Here is a 17632-nt window from a genome sequence, read left to right as displayed (position 1 = left end):
CCTGTATCACGCGGTTCCCATCACCTGGCGGACATTAAACTAAGAGAGAGCTCTATGAATCCTGAGCGTTCTGAACGCATTGAAATCCCCGTGTTGCCGTTGCGCGACGTGGTGGTTTATCCGCACATGGTAATTCCGTTGTTTGTTGGTCGGGAAAAATCGATTCGTTGCCTCGAAGCGGCGATGGATCATGACAAGAAGATCATGCTGGTTGCCCAGAAAGAGGCTTCAACGGATGAACCTGGTATTAACGATCTCTTCGCGGTAGGGACCGTTGCTTCCGTACTGCAGATGCTGAAACTGCCAGACGGCACCGTTAAGGTGCTGGTGGAAGGTCTTCAGCGCGCACACATCACCACTTTAGCGGACAATGGCGACCACTTTGTTGCCCAGGCCGAATACCTGATCTCGCCGGAAATTGAAGAGCGCGAGCAGGAAGTGCTGGTGCGTACCGCCATCAATCAGTTTGAAGGCTACATCAAGCTGAACAAAAAAATCCCGCCGGAGGTGCTGACTTCACTCAACAGCATCGACGACGCGGCGCGTCTCGCCGACACCGTGGCGGCGCACATGCCGCTTAAGCTGGCTGACAAACAGTCAGTGCTGGAGATGTCCGACATCAATGAGCGTCTGGAATATCTCATGGCGATGATGGAATCGGAAATCGATCTGCTGCAGGTTGAGAAGCGTATTCGCAACCGCGTTAAAAAGCAGATGGAGAAAAGCCAGCGCGAGTACTATCTGAATGAGCAAATGAAAGCGATTCAGAAAGAGCTGGGCGAGATGGACGATGCGCCGGATGAATACGAAGCGCTGAAACGCAAAATCGACGCGGCGAAAATGCCGGTCGAGGCGCGCGAGAAGGCCGAAGCCGAACTGCAGAAGCTGAAGATGATGTCACCGATGTCAGCGGAAGCCACCGTGGTACGTGGCTACATCGACTGGATGGTGCAGGTACCGTGGAACGCGCGCAGCAAGGTGAAAAAAGACCTGCGGAAAGCGCAGGAGACGCTGGATACCGACCATTATGGTCTGGAGCGCGTGAAAGACCGCATCCTTGAGTATCTTGCGGTGCAGAGTCGCGTCAGCAAAATCAAAGGGCCGATTCTGTGCCTGGTCGGACCGCCGGGCGTGGGTAAAACCTCGCTGGGACAGTCAATCGCCAAAGCCACTGGCCGTAAATATGTGCGTATGGCGCTGGGCGGCGTGCGTGACGAAGCGGAAATCCGCGGCCACCGTCGTACCTATATCGGGTCGATGCCGGGCAAACTGATCCAGAAAATGGCCAAAGTCGGCGTGAAAAACCCGCTGTTCCTGCTGGATGAGATCGACAAAATGTCATCCGACATGCGCGGCGATCCGGCTTCAGCGCTGCTGGAGGTACTGGATCCAGAGCAGAACATTGCATTCAACGATCACTATCTGGAAGTGGATTACGATCTGTCAGATGTGATGTTTGTGGCTACCTCTAACTCCATGAACATTCCGGCTCCGCTGCTGGATCGTATGGAAGTGATTCGTCTCTCCGGTTACACCGAAGATGAGAAGCTCAACATCGCTAAACAGCACCTGCTGCCGAAGCAGATCGAGCGTAATGCGCTGAAAGAGAAAGAGATCAGCGTTGACGATAGCGCCATTATCGGCATTATCCGCTATTACACCCGTGAAGCGGGCGTGCGTAGCCTGGAGCGCGAACTCTCCAAGCTGTGCCGTAAAGCGGTAAAAGCGCTGCTGATGGACAAAGCGAAAAAGAGCATCAAAATCAACGGTGAAAACCTCAAGGATTTCCTGGGCGTGCAGCGCTTTGATTACGGCCGCGCTGACAGCGAAAACCGTGTTGGTCAGGTCACCGGCCTGGCGTGGACCGAAGTGGGCGGCGATCTGCTGACCATCGAAACCGCCTGCGTGCCGGGCAAAGGCAAGCTGACCTACACCGGTTCACTCGGTGAGGTGATGCAGGAGTCCATCCAGGCGGCGCTGACGGTAGTCCGCGCCCGTGCGGAGAAACTCGGCATCAACGGCGACTTCTACGAGAAGCGTGACATCCACGTACACGTACCGGAAGGGGCGACGCCGAAAGATGGTCCAAGCGCCGGTATCGCGATGTGTACCGCGCTGGTCTCCTGTCTGACCGGTAACCCGGTGCGTTCGGACGTGGCGATGACCGGCGAGATCACACTGCGCGGTCAGGTACTGCCGATTGGTGGCCTGAAAGAGAAACTGCTGGCGGCGCATCGCGGCGGCATCAAAACCGTGCTGATCCCGGACGAAAACAAGCGCGATCTGGAAGAGATTCCACAGAACGTGATTGCCGATCTGTCGATCCATCCGGTGAAGCGCATTGAAGAAGTGCTGAGCCTGGCGCTGGAAAATGCCCCGTACGGGATGCAGGTTGCCACGGCAAAATAGTGATTAGCGACAAAAAGCGCTAAAAAGCGAAGCTGGCAGGCCAAATCGGGCTTGCCAGCTTTTTTTTGTGCCGCTAATTTAGGGGGCTGCTGGATCAACGATTAAGATGAATACCGTTGTTTCAGCTCCACAGGCTTGATATAACTGGCTGCGCGTTCGCACCGGGCGGGAAGCGCGGGTGCGAGTGAATAATAAAAGAGGGGATGAAGAGAGTGAATAAGTCACAGTTGATCGACAAAATTGCTGCAGACGCTGACATTTCTAAAGCGGCAGCGGGACGTGTGTTAGATGCATTCATGGGCTCCGTTTCTGACGCGCTGAAAGGCGGTGACGAAGTGGCACTGGTCGGTTTCGGTACCTTCTCTGTACGCGAGCGTGCTGCCCGCACCGGCCGTAACCCACAAACCGGTAAAGAAATCACCATCCCGGCTGGTAAAGTACCGGGCTTCCGTGCAGGTAAAGCACTGAAAGACGCCGTCAATTAATGACCGCTGACCTGTCCATCGAAGCATTTTCTTCCATGGATTGAGGACGAAAAAGGCGTTCTCATGTAACATACGGGCACATCATTTTTGATGTGCCTTTTTTTATCTTGATGCGCGACTTTAGCCGCTGGCTTCAGTCTCCGCATGGTTGCCAGCTGCCAGCCTGAACCGCAGCTGCACGATGATGACATCGTGTCAGAGCTTTACATCCACACTACAGCGGAGTGTTGTCATACCATGATGGACAATTTACGCGCGGCGTCGAACCATGTCGTGCTCAAGATCATTCTGGGATTGATCATCCTGTCATTCGTACTGACCGGGGTGGGCAACTACCTGATTGGCGGTAACAGCGATTACGCTGCCAAAGTGAACGGCCATGAAATTAGCCGCGGTGAGCTGGAACAGGCGTTTAACAACGAGCGCAACCGTCAGCAGCAGATGCTGGGCGACCAGTTCTCGCAGCTGGCCAGCAACGACGGCTACATGCAGCAGATGCGCCAGCAGGCGCTGTCACAGCTGATCGATCAGGCGCTGCTCGATCAGTACATCAAAGATCTGCACATTGGCATCAGCGACGATCAGGTGAAGCAGGCTATTTTCAATCAGCAGGCTTTCCAGACCAACGGTAAGTTCGACAACGCGAAATACAACGGCCTGATCGCCAGCATGGGCTTCAGTGCCGATCAGTACGCCGAAGCGCTGCGCAAGCAGCTGGCGACGCAGCAGCTGATTAACGCCATCGCCAATACCGACTTCATGCTGAAGGGTGAAACCAGCAAGCTGGTGGATCTGGTCTCGCAGCAGCGCGAGATTCGTCAGGCGGTGATTGACGTTAACGCGCTGGCCACGAAACAAACCGCCAGCGACGACGAGATCAATCAGTACTACCAGCAGCATCAGAGCAGCTTTATGGCACCTGAGCAGTTCCGCGTCAGCTACATCAAAATGGATGCGGCCAGCCTGCAGGAGAACGCCAGCGAAGCGGATATTCAGAGCTGGTACGATCAGCACAAAGCCGATTATTCACAGCCGCAGCGCAACCGTTACAGCATCATTCAGACCAAAACCGAAGCCGATGCCAACGCAGTGCTGGATGCGCTGAAAAAGGGCGAGGATTTCGCCACGCTGGCGAAGAGCAAATCCATCGACCCAATCTCTGCGCGTAAAGGCGGCGACATGGGCTGGCTGGAGCCGAACACCACGCCGGATGAGCTGAAAAACGCCAACCTGACGCAGAAAGGCCAGCTGTCTGGCGTGATCAAGTCCTCAGTAGGTTTCCTGGTGGTGCGTCTGGACGATATCCAGCCAGAGCAGGTTAAACCGCTGGCGGACGTGCACGATGCGGTGGCGGATAAAGTGAAGCAGGAAAAAGCCGTCGACGCCTTCTATAAGATGCAGCAGAAGGTGAGCGAAGCCGCCAGCAACGACAACGAATCCCTGGCGGGCGCCGCACAGGCATCTGGCCTGAAAGTGGTGGAAACGGGCTGGATCACCCGCGATAACGTGCCGGCCGATCTCGATTTCGATGCGGTTAAACAGGCGATCTTCAACGGTGGCCTGACCGGTCAGAACGGCGCGCCGGGCAACAACTCCGACATCATCAGCGTTGATGGCGATCGGGCGTTTGTGTTGCGCATCAGCGAGCACAAACCGGAAGCGGTTAAACCGCTGGATCAGGTCAAAGCGCAGATTGCCGACAGCCTGAAGCATGACAAAGCGACGCAGCAGGCCAAAGCGCAGGCAGACAAACTGCTGACCGAGCTGAAAGCGGGCAAACAGGACGCGCTGCAGGCGGCTGGCCTGACGCTGAGCGCCAGCAAAACCGTCGATCGCAACGCGCAGGATCCGGTGGCTCAGGCCGCATTCAACCTGCCACAGCCAGCGGATAACAAGCCGTCTTGGGGTGTCAGCGAAGATATGCAGGGCAACGTGGTGCTGGTCGCGCTGGATAAGGTCAGCGCGGGCAACATGCCGCAGGCGCAGATCGACGAAATGGTGAAAGGCGTGACGCAAAACAACGCGCAGATTGCCTTTGAAGCGCTGCTGGAAAACCTGCGCAAAGAGGCGAAGATTAAGTACGGCGCCGCCGCACAAAACCAGTAAGCCTCACAAAAAAAGGTAAACTGCTGCAATACCGAAAGGCCGCTTCTGCGGCCTTTTCCATTTCTGATCATCGCCTTTTGAGTGGGTTTCTCGCTTGTGCCACCCTGCAGTGGCTGTCAAACACAAGGAGAAACACAGCATGGTTAAATCAACATTTCGTGCCTTTTGCTTCACGCTGGCGCTGGGCGGCGCGCTCTGGACCAGCGGACTGGCGGCGGCGGAAAGCCCCAGTGAAACGCAGGCGACGCAGGTGTCCACGCCGCAGCCGGAACAGGTCAGCATCAATCAGGCCACGGCCGAGCAGCTGGCCGCCGCCATGAACGGTATTGGACTGAAAAAAGCGCAGGCGATTGTCAGCTATCGTGAGCAGTACGGGCCCTTCAGCGCCATCGAGCAGCTGAAAGAAGTGCCGGGCATTGGCAGTGCGCTGGTGGAGCGGAACAGCGCGCGGCTGAAATTGTGAAGCGGCTCGCGACTCTGAAGGATTGCTAAAGCGGCCCATCAGGCTGTGCTATGCTCAACAGGTCCAACCAGTTGTCATTCACAGCCTGAACAGGAGCAATCATGCAAACCACCATCAAAGTGCGCGGCTATCATCTTGACGTCTATCAGCATGTGAACAATGCGCGCTACCTGGAATTTCTGGAAGAGGCGCGCTGGCAGTGGCTGGAAGATGCCGATGCCTTTCACTGGCTGCTGGAGCAGCAGCTGGCATTTGTGGTGGTGAATATCAACATTAACTATCGTCGTCCGGCGGTGCTGGGCGACGTGCTGCACATTGAGAGCGAGGTCTCGCAGCTCAACGGCAAAAGCGGCATTATTTTACAGCGGGTGGTGCTGGCGGGTGATAACACGCTGGTAGCGGATGCGGCGCTGACCTTCGTCTGCATCGATTTGCGCACGCAAAAAACCGTGCCGCTGGAAGGGGAGTTACGTGAACGCCTGGCGGCATTGATGACCGCGCCTTCCTGAGCTGGCATGCCCAGAAAGCACGCCAGCCCGCAGCGCGGCCGCAATCAGTGCAGGCCGCTTTTCTGTTTCATCGCCGCCATCACGCTGGCCGCATTGGCCTGGTAATCGGCCAGACCGCGTGCGCGCAGGTGGCAGGCCGCGCACTCACCACAGCCGTCGCCTTTAACGCCGTTGTAGCAGGTTAGCGTCTCCGAGCGGACCAGCGGCAACTGCTGCCAGTAGTCCGCTAGCGCCCAGGTTTCCGCTTTATTCAGCCACATCAGCGGCGTTTCAAAACGCACGTCGCGCGCCATGCCGAGAGTGACGGCGTTGTTCAGCGCTTTGACAAACTCGTCACGGCAATCCGGGTAGCCGGAAAAATCGGTTTCACACACGCCGGTGATCACCGCTTCAGCTTCCACCTGATAAGCATAAATTGAGGCCAGCGTCAGAAACAGGATGTTACGCCCCGGGACAAAGGTGCTGGGCAGGCCGCTGGCCTGTGGATTGTAGGCCGGCACCGGGATGTTATCGCGCGTCAGGCTGCTGACCGCCAGTTCATTGAGCAGCGTTACGTCCAGCACTTTGTGCGCCCGCGCGCCCAGCTGGTGCGCCAGCTCTGCGGCGACGCTGATCTCTTCGCGATGGCGCTGACCATAATCAAAGGTCACACAGTGCACTTCATCATACTGCTGCAGCGCCTGAATCAGACAGGTGGTGGAGTCTTGTCCGCCACTGAATACGACAACGGCTCGTTTCATGTTTTCTTCCCCATAAATCAGTGCGCCTATGGTACTGGCTCCGGCGCGGGCTGAACAGCACCGCCTGCGGCAGGCGGCGGGATCCAGGCGCGGGTGAAATCGAACCAGCCCATGCTGTTAAGCTGAATACCTTCGACGCCTGGCGGAGCAAACACCTGGTAGCGATAGTTAAACAGCGGCAGCAGATGGCCGTCGCGCATCAGCTGCTGAAACAGCTGATGAATCGCGGCGCTGCGCAGTGCCGGGCTGGCCTGACGGGCGATAGCGTGCAGCGGTGCCTGCAGTACCGCCGGACGCAGCGGTTGCCAGGCCGCATCATTTTCCAGCCAGTTCACCAGGGTAAACTGCGGTGCATCACCAATCAGACGGTCGCCCATGATGATATCGGCGTCACTCAGATCGATGTCGTCGCGCCAGCTTTTGACGTCGTGAAATACGCAGGTGAGGGTACAGCCCTGTGCCGCCAGCAGCGGCACCAGCGCCTGCGCCATGACGTGCAGTTCGATGGGCAGGTGATAATGCAACGTCAGCGTTGCGGGCAGTGCGCCATCCGGGCGGTGCGGGGCGGGCAGCGGCCAGCCGGGCAGCAGCTCTGCGGTCGGCGTAATTAAGCCTTCATCCAGCGGCAACTGCTGAATGACGCCGCTGCGCTGAATCAGCGCGAGCAGCGTTTTGGCCTGCGCCTGGCTGAAGCGAGCCGAGAAACGCGGCGCCAGATAACAGAAACCGAGACTGATGCTGCGATCCACCGGCCGCAGCGTGTCCAGCTCGTCGGGATCGCCAATGGCGATCTGCACCGGATGGCGACAGCTGGTGCCCAGCCCGCGATCGAACAGCTGCGGCGTAATCCAGTATTCCACCACCTGAATCAGCGGACGCTGATGGTGCCAGCGCGCATGGCTCTCCAGCCGCACCAGCTCGCGGGTAAAGTGCGTCAGGCGCCACGGTCCGCTGCCGGTATCGGCATGCTCCGGATGCGGCAGCAGGCAAAACTGATGCGCCAGCCGCTGCGGTAGCCAGTAATCGCTGGTGCGCAGCCGGATACGCAGCGCCAGCGGATGTGGCGCATCGATGTGTTCCACCGCCGCCAGCAGACGGCCGCCCTGCGGCGTCTGCATGATACGTTGCAACTGCTGGACCAGCTGTGCCGCCTGCACCGGTTCGTCGTTGTGCCAGCTGAGCAGCGGCCGCAGCCAGAAATACCATTCGCGGCCCTGCGCATCGTGCTGCCAGTGATGTGCCAGATCGCCCTCGACATCATCCGCGTTAAAGCGCGTCAGTCCGGAAAAAATCTGGCGTACCAGATGCTGCTCGGCGCGTCCGGTGAGCTGCAGCGGATCCAGCGCCTCCATCGCGCGATAATAGGGAATGCGCAGCACCGGCGCCTGATTCTGCCACTGGCCGCCCATCAGTGGGCGCAGCATTTTCACCAGCCGTTCAGGCGCGACATCCAGCACCTGCAGCGCCTGTACCGCTTCACCGGCTGCCAGCTGCTGGCTGAGCAATTGCTGACGCAGCTGTTCGGGAGAGAGCAGAAAGCGCAGTTCGCCCTGTTTACCGCGTCCCGCCGCACCGTGCCACTGCAGCCAGCCCGCCTGCTGCCACTGCCGCAACAGGGTACGCACGTGGCGCTCGCTGCAAAAGCAGTGCTGCGCCATGGCCGCAACGCTGATGCGCTGCGCTTCGCCCTGGCTAAGCTGCCACAGGCGCTGAAACTGATTAACCCGATGAAGCTGTCGCATGATTAAACCCGGAACAGTTTTTTGAAAGTATTCACTATTAGTTCCGTAATTACCAGGCGATAGTAAACCCCTCATTCAGACCGGAGAGTTGCTATGGCCCGCCTCGCGGCATTTGATATGGACGGTACACTGCTGCTACCTACCCACCGTTTAGGTGCGGAGACGCTGCAGAGCCTCAACGCCTTACACCAGCGTGGCGTTACGCTGGCGTTTGCCACGGGGCGTCACCTGCTGGATATGCAGGCAGTACGCCAGCAGATCACCTTGCCCGCCTGGCTGATCACCGGTAACGGCACGCGCATTCACGATGTCGAGGGCAGGCAGCTGTACGGCTGTGATCTGGCGCCGTCGGTGGCGGAAGAGGTGTTGCACAGTCACTGGCAAACCCCCGCGTCGATCCACATCTTCAATGACGAAGGCTGGTTTACCGATAAACCGCTCCCGGGATTGCTGGAAGCGCATGCGATGAGCGGGTTTCACTATCAGCTGCGTGATTTGCGCCGCATGCCGGCACATGAAGTCACCAAGATCTGCTTTATCGCGCCGTATGAGATGCTGCTGGCGCTGAAGATTGAACTGCAACAGGCGCTCGGCGATCGCGCCAGCCTGTGCTTCTCCGCCAGGGAGTGTCTGGAAGTTTTACCGGTGGATTGCCACAAAGGCGCCGCGCTGGCGCGGCTGTGCCAGCATCTGTCGCTGTCGCTGGCGGATTGCATGGCATTTGGCGATGCGATGAACGACCGCGAAATGCTGGAGCGCGTCGGACGTGGTTTTATCATGGGCAACGCCATGCACCAGCTGAAAACCTCGCTGCCCCATTTACCGATTATTGGCCATTGCGAGACACAGGCGGTGTCTCACTACTTAAATCACTGGATGACCACACCACACCTCGATTATTCCCCCGAATGCTGAGGCTTACAGTGAACCGGACAGGATGTCCGGTTTTTTATTGCAGCTCGCGCTGCCACGCCTGAATATCGCCGATCTGCTCAGCGACCCACTGCGGATTGTAATAGGTATCCGGATAGCGCTCGCCGCTGTCACACAGCAGCGTTACCAGCGCGGCGGATTGCCCCTGCGCGCGCAGCCGTTTTGCCACCTGCAGCATGCCCCAGAAATTAGTGCCGGTAGAGGCGCCCGGACGCCGGCCGAGAATCTGCTCCAGCCTTAACATCGCCGCCACGGTGGCGCCATCCGGCACTTTCATCATTTCGTCAATCACGTCCGGTAAAAACGACGGCTCAACGCGCGGGCGACCAATCCCCTCAATCAGGCTGCCACGCTCGCTGCGCAGCGTGCGATCGCGGCTGTGCCAGTAATCGAAAAACACCGAGTGCTGCGGATCGACCACCAGCAGGCGCGTGTCGTGGCCCTGATAGCGGATGTAGCGCCCCAGCGTAGCCGAGGTGCCGCCGGTGCCGGCGCTCATGATCAGGGTGTGCGGCACCGGGAAGGGTTCATGCGCCATCTGGCGGAAAATGCTTTCGGCAATATTGTTGTTGCCGCGCCAGTCGGTAGCGCGTTCGGCATAGGTAAACTGGTCCATAAAATGGCCGTTGAGTTCACGCGCCAGACGCTCGGATTCGCTGTACAGCTGGCACGGATCGGCGACGAAGTGGCACTCCCCGCCGTAAAAGCGGATCAGCTCGATTTTGCGCCGCGCAGTGCTGGCTGGCATCACGGCGATAAACGGCAGGCCGAGCAGACGGGCAAAATAGGCTTCCGACACCGCGGTGCTGCCGGAGGAGGCTTCGATGATTGGCGTGTTTTCTCCAATCCAGCCATTGGCCAGACCATAGAGAAACAGCGAACGCGCCAGGCGATGTTTCAGGCTGCCGCTTGGATGGGTGCTTTCATCCTTAAGATAAAAGCGAATGCCGGGGAAATCGTCCAGCGTAAAACGGATCAGGTGCGTATCAGCGGAGCGCTGAAAGTCGGCGTTAATTTCATTGATAGCGTGGCGAACCCAGGGCGTTTGCATGGTGCGATTCCGGCAGCGAGATTGCGCTCAGTGTAAGGCACTGGCAGGAAAAAGAGGTTGCTAAAATTTGGTTATAATTGGCAAATAAGAGAAAATTTTTCTCCTGAGGTGGCGAATGCTAGATAAAACTGACCGCACATTGCTGGCGCTGCTGCAAAAAGACTGCACGCTGTCGCTGCAGGCGCTGGCCGATGCGGTGAATCTCACCACCACGCCGTGCTGGAAACGCCTGAAAAAGCTGGAAGATGATGGCATTATTCGGGCGCGCGTCGCGTTGCTGGATGGTGAAAAGCTCGGCCTGTCGCTCACCGCCTTTATGCTGATCAAAACCCAGCAGCACAGCAGCGACTGGTTTCAGCAGTTTGTCGCGGTGGTACAGCAGATGCCGGAAGTGATGGCCTTTTACCGCATGGCGGGCGAGTACGACTACCTGCTGCGCATTCAGGTGGCCGATATGAAGAGCTACGACGCGTTTTACAAGCGTCTGGTTAACGGCGTGCCGGGACTGATTGACGTCACCTCCAGCTTCGCTATGGAAGAGATTAAATACACCACCGCCTTGCCGGTAGCGCCCTGAACGGGCATCACAAGAGATTGTTTTGTGCGATTATTCAGCCAGTTAAGTTGGTATTTTTTGCGCGAGTGGCGGCGCTATCTGGGCGCCATCAGCTTGCTGATTATCATTGCGCTGCTGCAGCTGCTGCCTCCGCATCTGGTCGGCGTGATTGTCGACGGCGTGACCCAGCACAGCCTGACGCGCGGCGAAATTTTTCTGTGGATCGGCGTGATGCTGGTGACCGCAGTGATTGTCTATTTGCTGCGCTACGTCTGGCGCGTGCTGCTGTTCGGCGCCTCTTACCAGCTGGCAGTGGAGCTGCGCGAAGATTTTTACCGCCAGCTTAGCCGCCAGCATCCGGCGTTTTACCTGCGCCACCGTACCGGCGATCTGATTGCGCGCGCGACCAACGATGTCGATCGCGTGGTGTTTGCCGCGGGTGAAGGGGTGCTGACGCTGGTGGATTCGCTGGTGATGGGGCTGGTCGTGCTGGCGGTAATGAGCGTGCAGATCAGCTGGGAGCTGACGCTGCTGGCGCTGATTCCTATGCCGATTATGGCGCTGGTGATCCAGAAAGACGGCGCGCGCCTGCATCAGCGCTTCAAAGTGGCGCAGGCGGCGTTCTCCAGCCTGAACGATCAAACGCAGGAGAGCCTGACCAGCATCCGCATGATCAAAGCCTTTGGCCTGGAAGATCATCAGTCGAGCCAGTTTGCGGATATCGCCAGCGACACCGGCCGCAAAAATCTGCACGTGGCGCGCGTCGATGCGCGCTTCGATCCCATCATTTATATCGCCGTGGGCTTTTCGAATCTGCTGGCGATTGGCGGTGGCGGCTGGATGGTGTGGCACGGTTCACTGACGCTCGGGCAGCTAACCAGCTTCGTCATGTACTTAGGGCTGATGATTTGGCCGATGCTGGCGCTGGCGTGGATGATTAACATCGTCGAGCGCGGCAGCGCGGCATGGAGCCGTATTGGTGCGCTGCTGGCGGAAGCGCCTGCGGTTGAGGATGGGCAGCAGCCACTGCAGGCGGATGCGGGCGTGCTGCAGGTGGCGATCCGCGCCTTCCACTATCCGGCGAGCAGCGCGCCGGTGCTGAGCGACGTGCATTTCCAGTTACAGCCCGGGCAGATGCTTGGACTCTGCGGGCCTACCGGCTGCGGCAAAAGCACGCTGCTGAGCCTGATTCAGCGCCATTTTGATATCGATCAGGGCGAGATTTGCTATCACGCCATTCCGCTGCCGCAGCTGCGGCTGGACAGCTGGCGCAGCCGGCTGGCGGTGGTCAGCCAGACGCCGTTCCTGTTTTCCGATACCGTTGCGAATAACCTGGCGCTGGGTCGCCCGGAGGCAACGCAGGAAGAGATCGAGCGCGTGGCGCAGATGGCCTGCGTGCACGATGACATTCTGCGTCTGCCGCAGGGTTACGCTACCGAAGTAGGCGAGCGTGGCGTCATGCTCTCTGGCGGGCAGAAACAGCGCATCGCCATTGCGCGTGCGCTGTTGCTCAACGCGGAGATTCTGATCCTCGACGATGCGTTGTCGGCGGTTGATGGCCGTACCGAACATGAAATCCTGCATAACCTGCGCCAGTGGGGAAAAGGGCGTACGCTGATCATCAGCGCGCATCGGCTGTCGGCGCTGACCGAAGCCAGCGAGATTCTGGTATTGCAGCAGGGCGCAGTGGCACAGCGTGGCGATCACGATACGCTGGCGGCGCAGCCGGGCTGGTATCGCGATATGTATCGCTATCAGCAGCTGGAAGCCGCGCTGGATGAGGACGAGTCAGAACAGGGAGCCGACCATGGCTAAATCGCAACGCTTATGGCCAACGCTGAAACGCCTGCTGGCCTACGGTAAACCGTGGCGCAAATCGCTGTGGCTGGCCGTCGGCATGCTGTGGATCGCTGCCGCTGCCGAAGTCACCGGTCCGGTGCTGGTGAGTTATTTTATCGATAACCTGGTGGCAAAACACCAGATGCCGTGGGGCATCGTGGCCGGGTTGCTGGTGGGCTTTGTGCTGCTGCAGCTGCTGGCCGCGGGTCTGCACTATTTCCAGGCGCTGCTGTTTAACCGCGCGGCGATTGGCGTTGTGCAGCAACTGCGTGTCGACGTGATGAATGCGGCGCTGCGTCAGCCGCTCAGTGCCTTCGACACCCAGCCGGTGGGGCAGATTATCTCGCGCGTCACCAACGACACCGAAGTGATCAAAGATCTTTACGTCACGGTGGTGGCCACTGTGCTGCGCAGCGCTGCGCTGATTGGCGCGATGCTGGTGGCGATGTTTGCACTCGACTGGCGTATGGCGCTGGTGGCGCTGGTGATTTTCCCGCTGGTGTTTACGGTGATGCTGATCTATCAGCGCTACAGCACGCCGATTGCGCGCCGCGTACGTAGCTATCTTGCCGAGATCAATAATGGCTTCAACGAAGTGATTAACGGCATGAGTGTAATCCAGCAGTTTCGCCAGCAGGCGCGCTTCGGTGAGCGCATGGGCGAAGCCAGCCGCTCGCACTATCTGGCGCGGATGGAGACGCTGCGGCTGGACGGCTTTCTGCTGCGTCCGCTGCTCAGCCTGTTTTCTGCACTGATTTTGTGCGGTCTGCTGATGCTGTTCAGCTTTGCTACGCCGGGCGTGTTTGAGGTTGGCGTGCTTTACGCCTTTATCACTTACCTTGGCCGCCTTAACGAGCCACTGATCGAACTCACCACGCAGCAGTCAATGCTGCAGCAGGCGGTGGTGTCGGGCGAGCGTATTTTTGAACTGATGGATGCGGCGCAGCAGGGCTACGGCAGTGACGCTCAGCCGCTGGCTTCCGGGCGTATCACCCTGCGCGATGTCAGCTTTGCCTACCGCGACAACCGCGACGTGCTCAGCCATATCGATCTCGAGGTGCCGGTGCGCGGCTTCGTGGCACTGGTCGGCCACACCGGCAGCGGCAAAAGCACCTTAGCCAATCTGCTGATGGGCTACTATCCGGTGACGCGTGGCAGCATTGAGCTGGATGGCCGCCCGCTGCGCCAGCTGACGCACGATGCGCTGCGCGGCAGCGTGGCGATGGTGCAACAGGATCCGGTGGTACTGGCCGATACGCTGCTGGCCAACGTGCGCCTTGGACGCGATATCAGCGAAGAGGACGTGTGGCGCGCGCTGGAGAAGGTGCAGCTGGCACCGCTGGCCCGCGCGATGCGCGACGGCATTCATACCCGGCTCGGTGAGCAGGGGAACACGCTGTCGGTCGGGCAGAAGCAGCTGCTGGCGCTGGCGCGCGTGCTGGTGTCGCTGCCGCAGATTCTGATCCTCGATGAGGCTACTGCCAATATCGACTCAGGCACCGAGCAGGCGATTCAGCAGGCGCTGCGCACGCTGCGCCAGCACAGCACGCTGGTGGTGATTGCTCACCGTCTTTCCACCATCACCGAAGCGGATCAGATTCTGGTGCTGCACCGTGGTCAGGTGGTCGAACGCGGCACACACACCGAACTGCTGGCGCAGCAGGGCCGTTACTGGCAGATGTACCAGCTGCAGCAGGCTGGCGATGAACTCGCGGCGGGCATACCCGCAACGGCAGAGGGGTGATTTGCACCTTTTTTGCGCAGATTTATCGGAATGTTCTGTATTGATGCACTCCTTTGAGGCCGCAAGCACCAAAGGAGTGCAGTAAAGTCCCACCTTTCTGTTTTTCCGAATGAAAACCTTGCCCGTTACGCCATACCGGAGCGCGATACTCTGCGCCCGGCAGCCTTAGCGCCCACTTTTGCCATTTGTGGCACAGCCTTTGCTTAACTCTCTGCGTGTCCGCGAAGACTCACCTATTTTTATATCCGGAGGGGAACGTATGAAGCTGGTTACCGTGGTAATCAAACCATTTAAGCTGGAGGACGTGCGTGAAGCCTTATCCTCCATTGGCATTCAGGGCCTGACCGTGACCGAAGTGAAAGGCTTCGGTCGTCAGAAAGGCCATGCAGAACTGTACCGCGGTGCCGAGTACAGCGTTAACTTCCTGCCAAAAGTAAAAATCGATATTGCGATTGCGGACGATCAGCTGGATGAAGTGGTGGATGTGATCAGCAAAGCCGCGTACACCGGCAAAATTGGCGACGGCAAAATTTTCGTCGCGGAACTGCAGCGCGTGATTCGTATTCGTACCGGCGAGACCGACGAAGCAGCACTGTAACTGGGGCTCTGAATTGTGATGGGATGGAAAGAAATGAATAAAGTAATGACTAAGTTGGGCCTCACCAGCCTGGCGCTGTTACCCTCTCTTGCGATGGCAGCTGCGCCTGCCGTAGCGGATAAAGCCGATAACGCGTTTATGATGATTTGTACCGCGCTGGTACTGTTCATGACAATTCCCGGCATTGCCCTGTTTTACGGCGGCCTGATTCGCGGCAAAAACGTGCTGTCGATGCTGACTCAGGTCGCGGTGACGTTCGCGTTAGTATGCGTACTGTGGATCGTCTACGGCTACTCGCTGGCGTTCAGCGAAGGCAACGCCTTCTTCGGTAACTTCCAGTGGGCGATGCTGAAAAATATCGAGCTGAAAGCGGTGATGGGCAGCTTCTATCAGTACATTCACGTGGCGTTCCAGGCTTCCTTTGCCTGTATTACCGTGGGGCTGATTGTTGGTTCGCTGGCTGAGCGTATTCGCTTCTCGGCGGTACTGATTTTCGTACTGGTGTGGCTGACGCTGGCCTATCTGCCTATCGCACATATGGTGTGGGCTGGCGGCTTCCTGGCACAGGATGGCGCGCTGGACTTCGCTGGCGGTACCGTGGTGCACATCAACGCCGCCGTTGCGGGTCTGGTTGGTGCTTACCTGGTAGGCAAGCGTGCTGGCTTCGGTAAAGAAGCGTTCAAGCCGCATAACCTGCCGATGGTGTTTACCGGTACCGCGATTCTGTACGTTGGCTGGTTCGGTTTCAACGCCGGCTCTGCGTCTTCCGCTAACGAAATCGCGGCGCTGGCCTTCCTGAATACCGTGGTGGCCACTGCGGGTGCCGTGCTGTCGTGGGTGTTCGGTGAGTGGGCGCTGCGCGGTAAGCCTTCACTGCTGGGTGCGTCTTCTGGCTTCATCGCCGGTCTGGTTGCCATCACGCCAGCCTGTGGTTATGTCGGCGTCGGCGGCGCACTGATTATCGGTCTGGCCGGTGGCCTGGCAGGTATCTGGGGTGTGACCACGCTGAAGAAATGGCTGCGCGTGGATGACCCGTGCGATGTGTTTGGTGTGCACGGCGTGTGCGGTATCCTCGGTTGTGTCCTGACCGGCGTGTTTGCCTCCTCGTCACTGGGCGGCGTGGGCTACGCAGAAGGCGTGACTATGGGCCATCAGGTTTGGGTTCAGCTGTTCAGCTGTGGCCTGACCATCGTCTGGTCTGGCGTGGTTGCCTTCATCGGCTTCAAGCTGGCAGATATGATTGTTGGCCTGCGCGTACCGGAAGAACAGGAACGTGAAGGTCTGGATGTGAACAGCCACGGCGAGAACGCTTACAACCAGTAAGTGCCGGCTGGCAGAAGAGCAGTGCGCTATAACTATAATGATGAGAAAGGGGCGAGATAATCGCCCCTTTTTTTATGCTTCGCGCTGACGCATCACCCCTTCCTGCACCGTCGTCGCCACCAGCGTGCCGTCCTGGCTGAAGAACTCACCGCGCACGAAGCCGCGCGCGCCGGACGCTGAAGTGCTTACCACGCTGTACAGGAGCCACTCGGTGAGATCGAATGGACGGTGGAACCACATGGAGTGGTCAATCGTCGCCACCTGCATATCCGGCTCAAGGAAGCCTTTGCCATGCGGCTGCAGCGCGACCGGCAGAAAGTTGAGATCGGAAGCGTAGCCCAGCAGATATTGATGAATGCGGCGATCGTCCGGCAGCTGGCCATTGGCACGCACCCAGACCTGGCGCAGCGGCTCATCAACGTGGCCTTTCAGCGGATTGTGGATCTGCACCGGACGGATATCCAGCGGGCGCTCGGCGAGGAATTTTTCTTTCAGCTTGAGCGGCAGGTGCGCAGCCAGTCGGTGGGCGAGATCCTGCTCGGAGGGCAGGTTATCGGGTCCCGGCACCTGCGGCATGCTGTTCTGATGCTCGAAGCCATCTTCCGGTGCCTGAAAGGAGGCGGTCATGTAGAAGATCGGCTGACCGTTTTGTACGGCGCTGACGCGGCGGGCGCTGAAGCTTTTGCCGTCGCGCAGGGTTTCCACATCGTAAATAATGGCTTTCTGGCTGTCGCCCGGGCGCAGAAAGTAGCTGTGGAAGGAGTGAATGATACGGGCTTCCGGCACGGTTTGTTTTGCCGCATACAGCGCCTGTCCCACCACCTGGCCGCCAAACACCTGGCGCAGGCCGAGATCTTCACTCTGGCCGCGAAACAGACCCTCTTCCAGTTTTTCCAGATTCAATAAATTAAGCAGGTTGTGCAGTGCCTGGCTCATAACGGATTCCTCAGTGATGCCAATGGCGTCAGTGTGAAAGATCCGACCAGTTTGCGCAACGCTTTTACCCGGTTTTCAGCAGCATGGCGGGGCTTCAGGCGCAAAGGGGATTTTTGTGCCAGAATTAACAGCAATCGGCGGTGGAAAACCCAGCCAATAAATTTACCGCCGACAATCATAGTGTTCATAAGGAGACGA

General features: G+C 58.5%; 16 protein-coding genes. 11 read left to right on the top strand and 5 right to left on the bottom strand.

The genetic code is table 11. The features are described 5' to 3' along the window. Nucleotides 1–54 precede the first annotated feature (54 nt). The 5 genes from lon to C1N60_RS15150 all read left to right on the top strand — a co-directional run bounded on the left by lon (nucleotide 55) and on the right by C1N60_RS15150 (nucleotide 5972). Nucleotides 55–2409 (top strand): endopeptidase La, encoded by a 2355-nt coding sequence (gene lon / locus C1N60_RS15170; protein ID WP_058775228.1) that lies wholly within the window; start codon nucleotides 55–57, stop codon nucleotides 2407–2409. A gap of 212 nt (nucleotides 2410–2621) precedes the next feature. Then, entirely contained in the window at nucleotides 2622–2894 is a 273-nt protein-coding gene (gene hupB, locus C1N60_RS15165) for a nucleoid-associated protein HU-beta (RefSeq protein ID WP_014606441.1), read from the top strand. Nucleotides 2895–3131: 237 nt separating this feature from the next. After that, nucleotides 3132–5000, top strand: a complete 1869-nt coding sequence (ppiD, locus tag C1N60_RS15160) for a peptidylprolyl isomerase (RefSeq protein WP_058769843.1) — start codon at nucleotides 3132–3134, stop codon at nucleotides 4998–5000. A gap of 139 nt (nucleotides 5001–5139) precedes the next feature. Then, nucleotides 5140–5463, top strand: coding sequence for a ComEA family DNA-binding protein (locus tag C1N60_RS15155; protein WP_394521058.1), 324 nt, complete (start codon nucleotides 5140–5142; stop codon nucleotides 5461–5463). A gap of 101 nt (nucleotides 5464–5564) precedes the next feature. Next, nucleotides 5565–5972, top strand: coding sequence for an acyl-CoA thioesterase (locus C1N60_RS15150; RefSeq protein WP_058769390.1), 408 nt, complete (start codon nucleotides 5565–5567; stop codon nucleotides 5970–5972). A gap of 44 nt (nucleotides 5973–6016) precedes the next feature. Here the strand turns inward: C1N60_RS15150 and queC are convergent, their stop codons facing one another. Both queC and C1N60_RS15140 read right to left on the bottom strand, forming a co-directional pair. After that, entirely contained in the window at nucleotides 6017–6712 is a 696-nt protein-coding gene (queC, locus tag C1N60_RS15145) for a 7-cyano-7-deazaguanine synthase QueC (RefSeq protein WP_282996391.1), read from the bottom strand. A gap of 26 nt (nucleotides 6713–6738) precedes the next feature. Then, complete coding sequence (locus C1N60_RS15140) at nucleotides 6739–8454, bottom strand: SgrR family transcriptional regulator (protein ID WP_394521057.1); 1716 nt, start codon at nucleotides 8452–8454, stop codon at nucleotides 6739–6741. 93 nt (nucleotides 8455–8547) lie between these two features. Here C1N60_RS15140 and cof point away from each other — a divergent pair, with 93 nt between their 5' ends. Beyond that, nucleotides 8548–9369, top strand: coding sequence for an HMP-PP phosphatase (gene cof, locus C1N60_RS15135; protein ID WP_058757954.1), 822 nt, complete (start codon nucleotides 8548–8550; stop codon nucleotides 9367–9369). A gap of 34 nt (nucleotides 9370–9403) precedes the next feature. Here the strand turns inward: cof and C1N60_RS15130 are convergent, their stop codons facing one another. Continuing rightward, nucleotides 9404–10438: a PLP-dependent cysteine synthase family protein gene (locus tag C1N60_RS15130; RefSeq protein ID WP_021507195.1), complete on the bottom strand. Its 1035-nt coding sequence runs from the start codon at nucleotides 10436–10438 to the stop codon at nucleotides 9404–9406. Between the two features lie 115 nt (nucleotides 10439–10553). Between C1N60_RS15130 and C1N60_RS15125 the strand changes: the two genes are divergently transcribed. The 5 genes from C1N60_RS15125 (at nucleotide 10554) to amtB (ending at nucleotide 16498) form a co-directional block, all read left to right on the top strand. Further along, nucleotides 10554–11015: an Lrp/AsnC family transcriptional regulator gene (locus C1N60_RS15125; protein ID WP_021507196.1), complete on the top strand. Its 462-nt coding sequence runs from the start codon at nucleotides 10554–10556 to the stop codon at nucleotides 11013–11015. A 24-nt stretch (nucleotides 11016–11039) separates the two neighbouring features. Next, entirely contained in the window at nucleotides 11040–12809 is a 1770-nt protein-coding gene (locus C1N60_RS15120) for a SmdA family multidrug ABC transporter permease/ATP-binding protein (protein WP_394521056.1), read from the top strand. Further along, a complete protein-coding gene (locus C1N60_RS15115; RefSeq protein ID WP_394521055.1) occupies nucleotides 12802–14577 on the top strand; it encodes a SmdB family multidrug efflux ABC transporter permease/ATP-binding protein in 1776 nt (591 codons plus the stop codon). The genes C1N60_RS15120 and C1N60_RS15115 overlap by 8 nt, the downstream gene beginning before the upstream one ends. A gap of 259 nt (nucleotides 14578–14836) precedes the next feature. Further along, nucleotides 14837–15175, top strand: coding sequence for a P-II family nitrogen regulator (glnK, locus tag C1N60_RS15110; RefSeq protein ID WP_007886947.1), 339 nt, complete (start codon nucleotides 14837–14839; stop codon nucleotides 15173–15175). A gap of 33 nt (nucleotides 15176–15208) precedes the next feature. Further along, complete coding sequence (gene amtB, locus C1N60_RS15105) at nucleotides 15209–16498, top strand: ammonium transporter AmtB (protein WP_058757951.1); 1290 nt, start codon at nucleotides 15209–15211, stop codon at nucleotides 16496–16498. A 72-nt stretch (nucleotides 16499–16570) separates the two neighbouring features. Here the strand turns inward: amtB and tesB are convergent, their stop codons facing one another. Both tesB and C1N60_RS15095 read right to left on the bottom strand, forming a co-directional pair. Then, nucleotides 16571–17434: an acyl-CoA thioesterase II gene (gene tesB / locus C1N60_RS15100; RefSeq protein ID WP_394521054.1), complete on the bottom strand. Its 864-nt coding sequence runs from the start codon at nucleotides 17432–17434 to the stop codon at nucleotides 16571–16573. Then, nucleotides 17431–17622, bottom strand: coding sequence for a hypothetical protein (locus C1N60_RS15095; RefSeq protein ID WP_136547754.1), 192 nt, complete (start codon nucleotides 17620–17622; stop codon nucleotides 17431–17433). The genes tesB and C1N60_RS15095 overlap by 4 nt, the downstream gene beginning before the upstream one ends. Nucleotides 17623–17632 lie beyond the last annotated feature (10 nt).

The sequence above is a fragment of the Pantoea sp. SGAir0184 genome (assembly GCF_043544755.1).
The sequence above is the reverse complement of the archived record's forward strand: the minus strand, read 5'-3'. Positions and strand labels throughout refer to the sequence as shown.

Coding starts and splice junctions, on each gene's coding strand:
- lon (WP_058775228.1), top strand. CDS start 55: ATGAATCCTGAGCGTTCTGAACGCATTGAAATCCCCGTGTTGCCGTTG.
- ppiD (WP_058769843.1), top strand. CDS start 3,132: ATGATGGACAATTTACGCGCGGCGTCGAACCATGTCGTGCTCAAGATC.
- C1N60_RS15155 (WP_394521058.1), top strand. CDS start 5,140: ATGGTTAAATCAACATTTCGTGCCTTTTGCTTCACGCTGGCGCTGGGC.
- C1N60_RS15150 (WP_058769390.1), top strand. CDS start 5,565: ATGCAAACCACCATCAAAGTGCGCGGCTATCATCTTGACGTCTATCAG.
- queC (WP_282996391.1), bottom strand. CDS start 6,712: ATGAAACGAGCCGTTGTCGTATTCAGTGGCGGACAAGACTCCACCACC.
- C1N60_RS15140 (WP_394521057.1), bottom strand. CDS start 8,454: ATGCGACAGCTTCATCGGGTTAATCAGTTTCAGCGCCTGTGGCAGCTT.
- cof (WP_058757954.1), top strand. CDS start 8,548: ATGGCCCGCCTCGCGGCATTTGATATGGACGGTACACTGCTGCTACCT.
- C1N60_RS15130 (WP_021507195.1), bottom strand. CDS start 10,438: ATGCAAACGCCCTGGGTTCGCCACGCTATCAATGAAATTAACGCCGAC.
- C1N60_RS15125 (WP_021507196.1), top strand. CDS start 10,554: ATGCTAGATAAAACTGACCGCACATTGCTGGCGCTGCTGCAAAAAGAC.
- C1N60_RS15115 (WP_394521055.1), top strand. CDS start 12,802: ATGGCTAAATCGCAACGCTTATGGCCAACGCTGAAACGCCTGCTGGCC.
- glnK (WP_007886947.1), top strand. CDS start 14,837: ATGAAGCTGGTTACCGTGGTAATCAAACCATTTAAGCTGGAGGACGTG.
- amtB (WP_058757951.1), top strand. CDS start 15,209: ATGAATAAAGTAATGACTAAGTTGGGCCTCACCAGCCTGGCGCTGTTA.
- tesB (WP_394521054.1), bottom strand. CDS start 17,434: ATGAGCCAGGCACTGCACAACCTGCTTAATTTATTGAATCTGGAAAAA.
- C1N60_RS15095 (WP_136547754.1), bottom strand. CDS start 17,622: ATGAACACTATGATTGTCGGCGGTAAATTTATTGGCTGGGTTTTCCAC.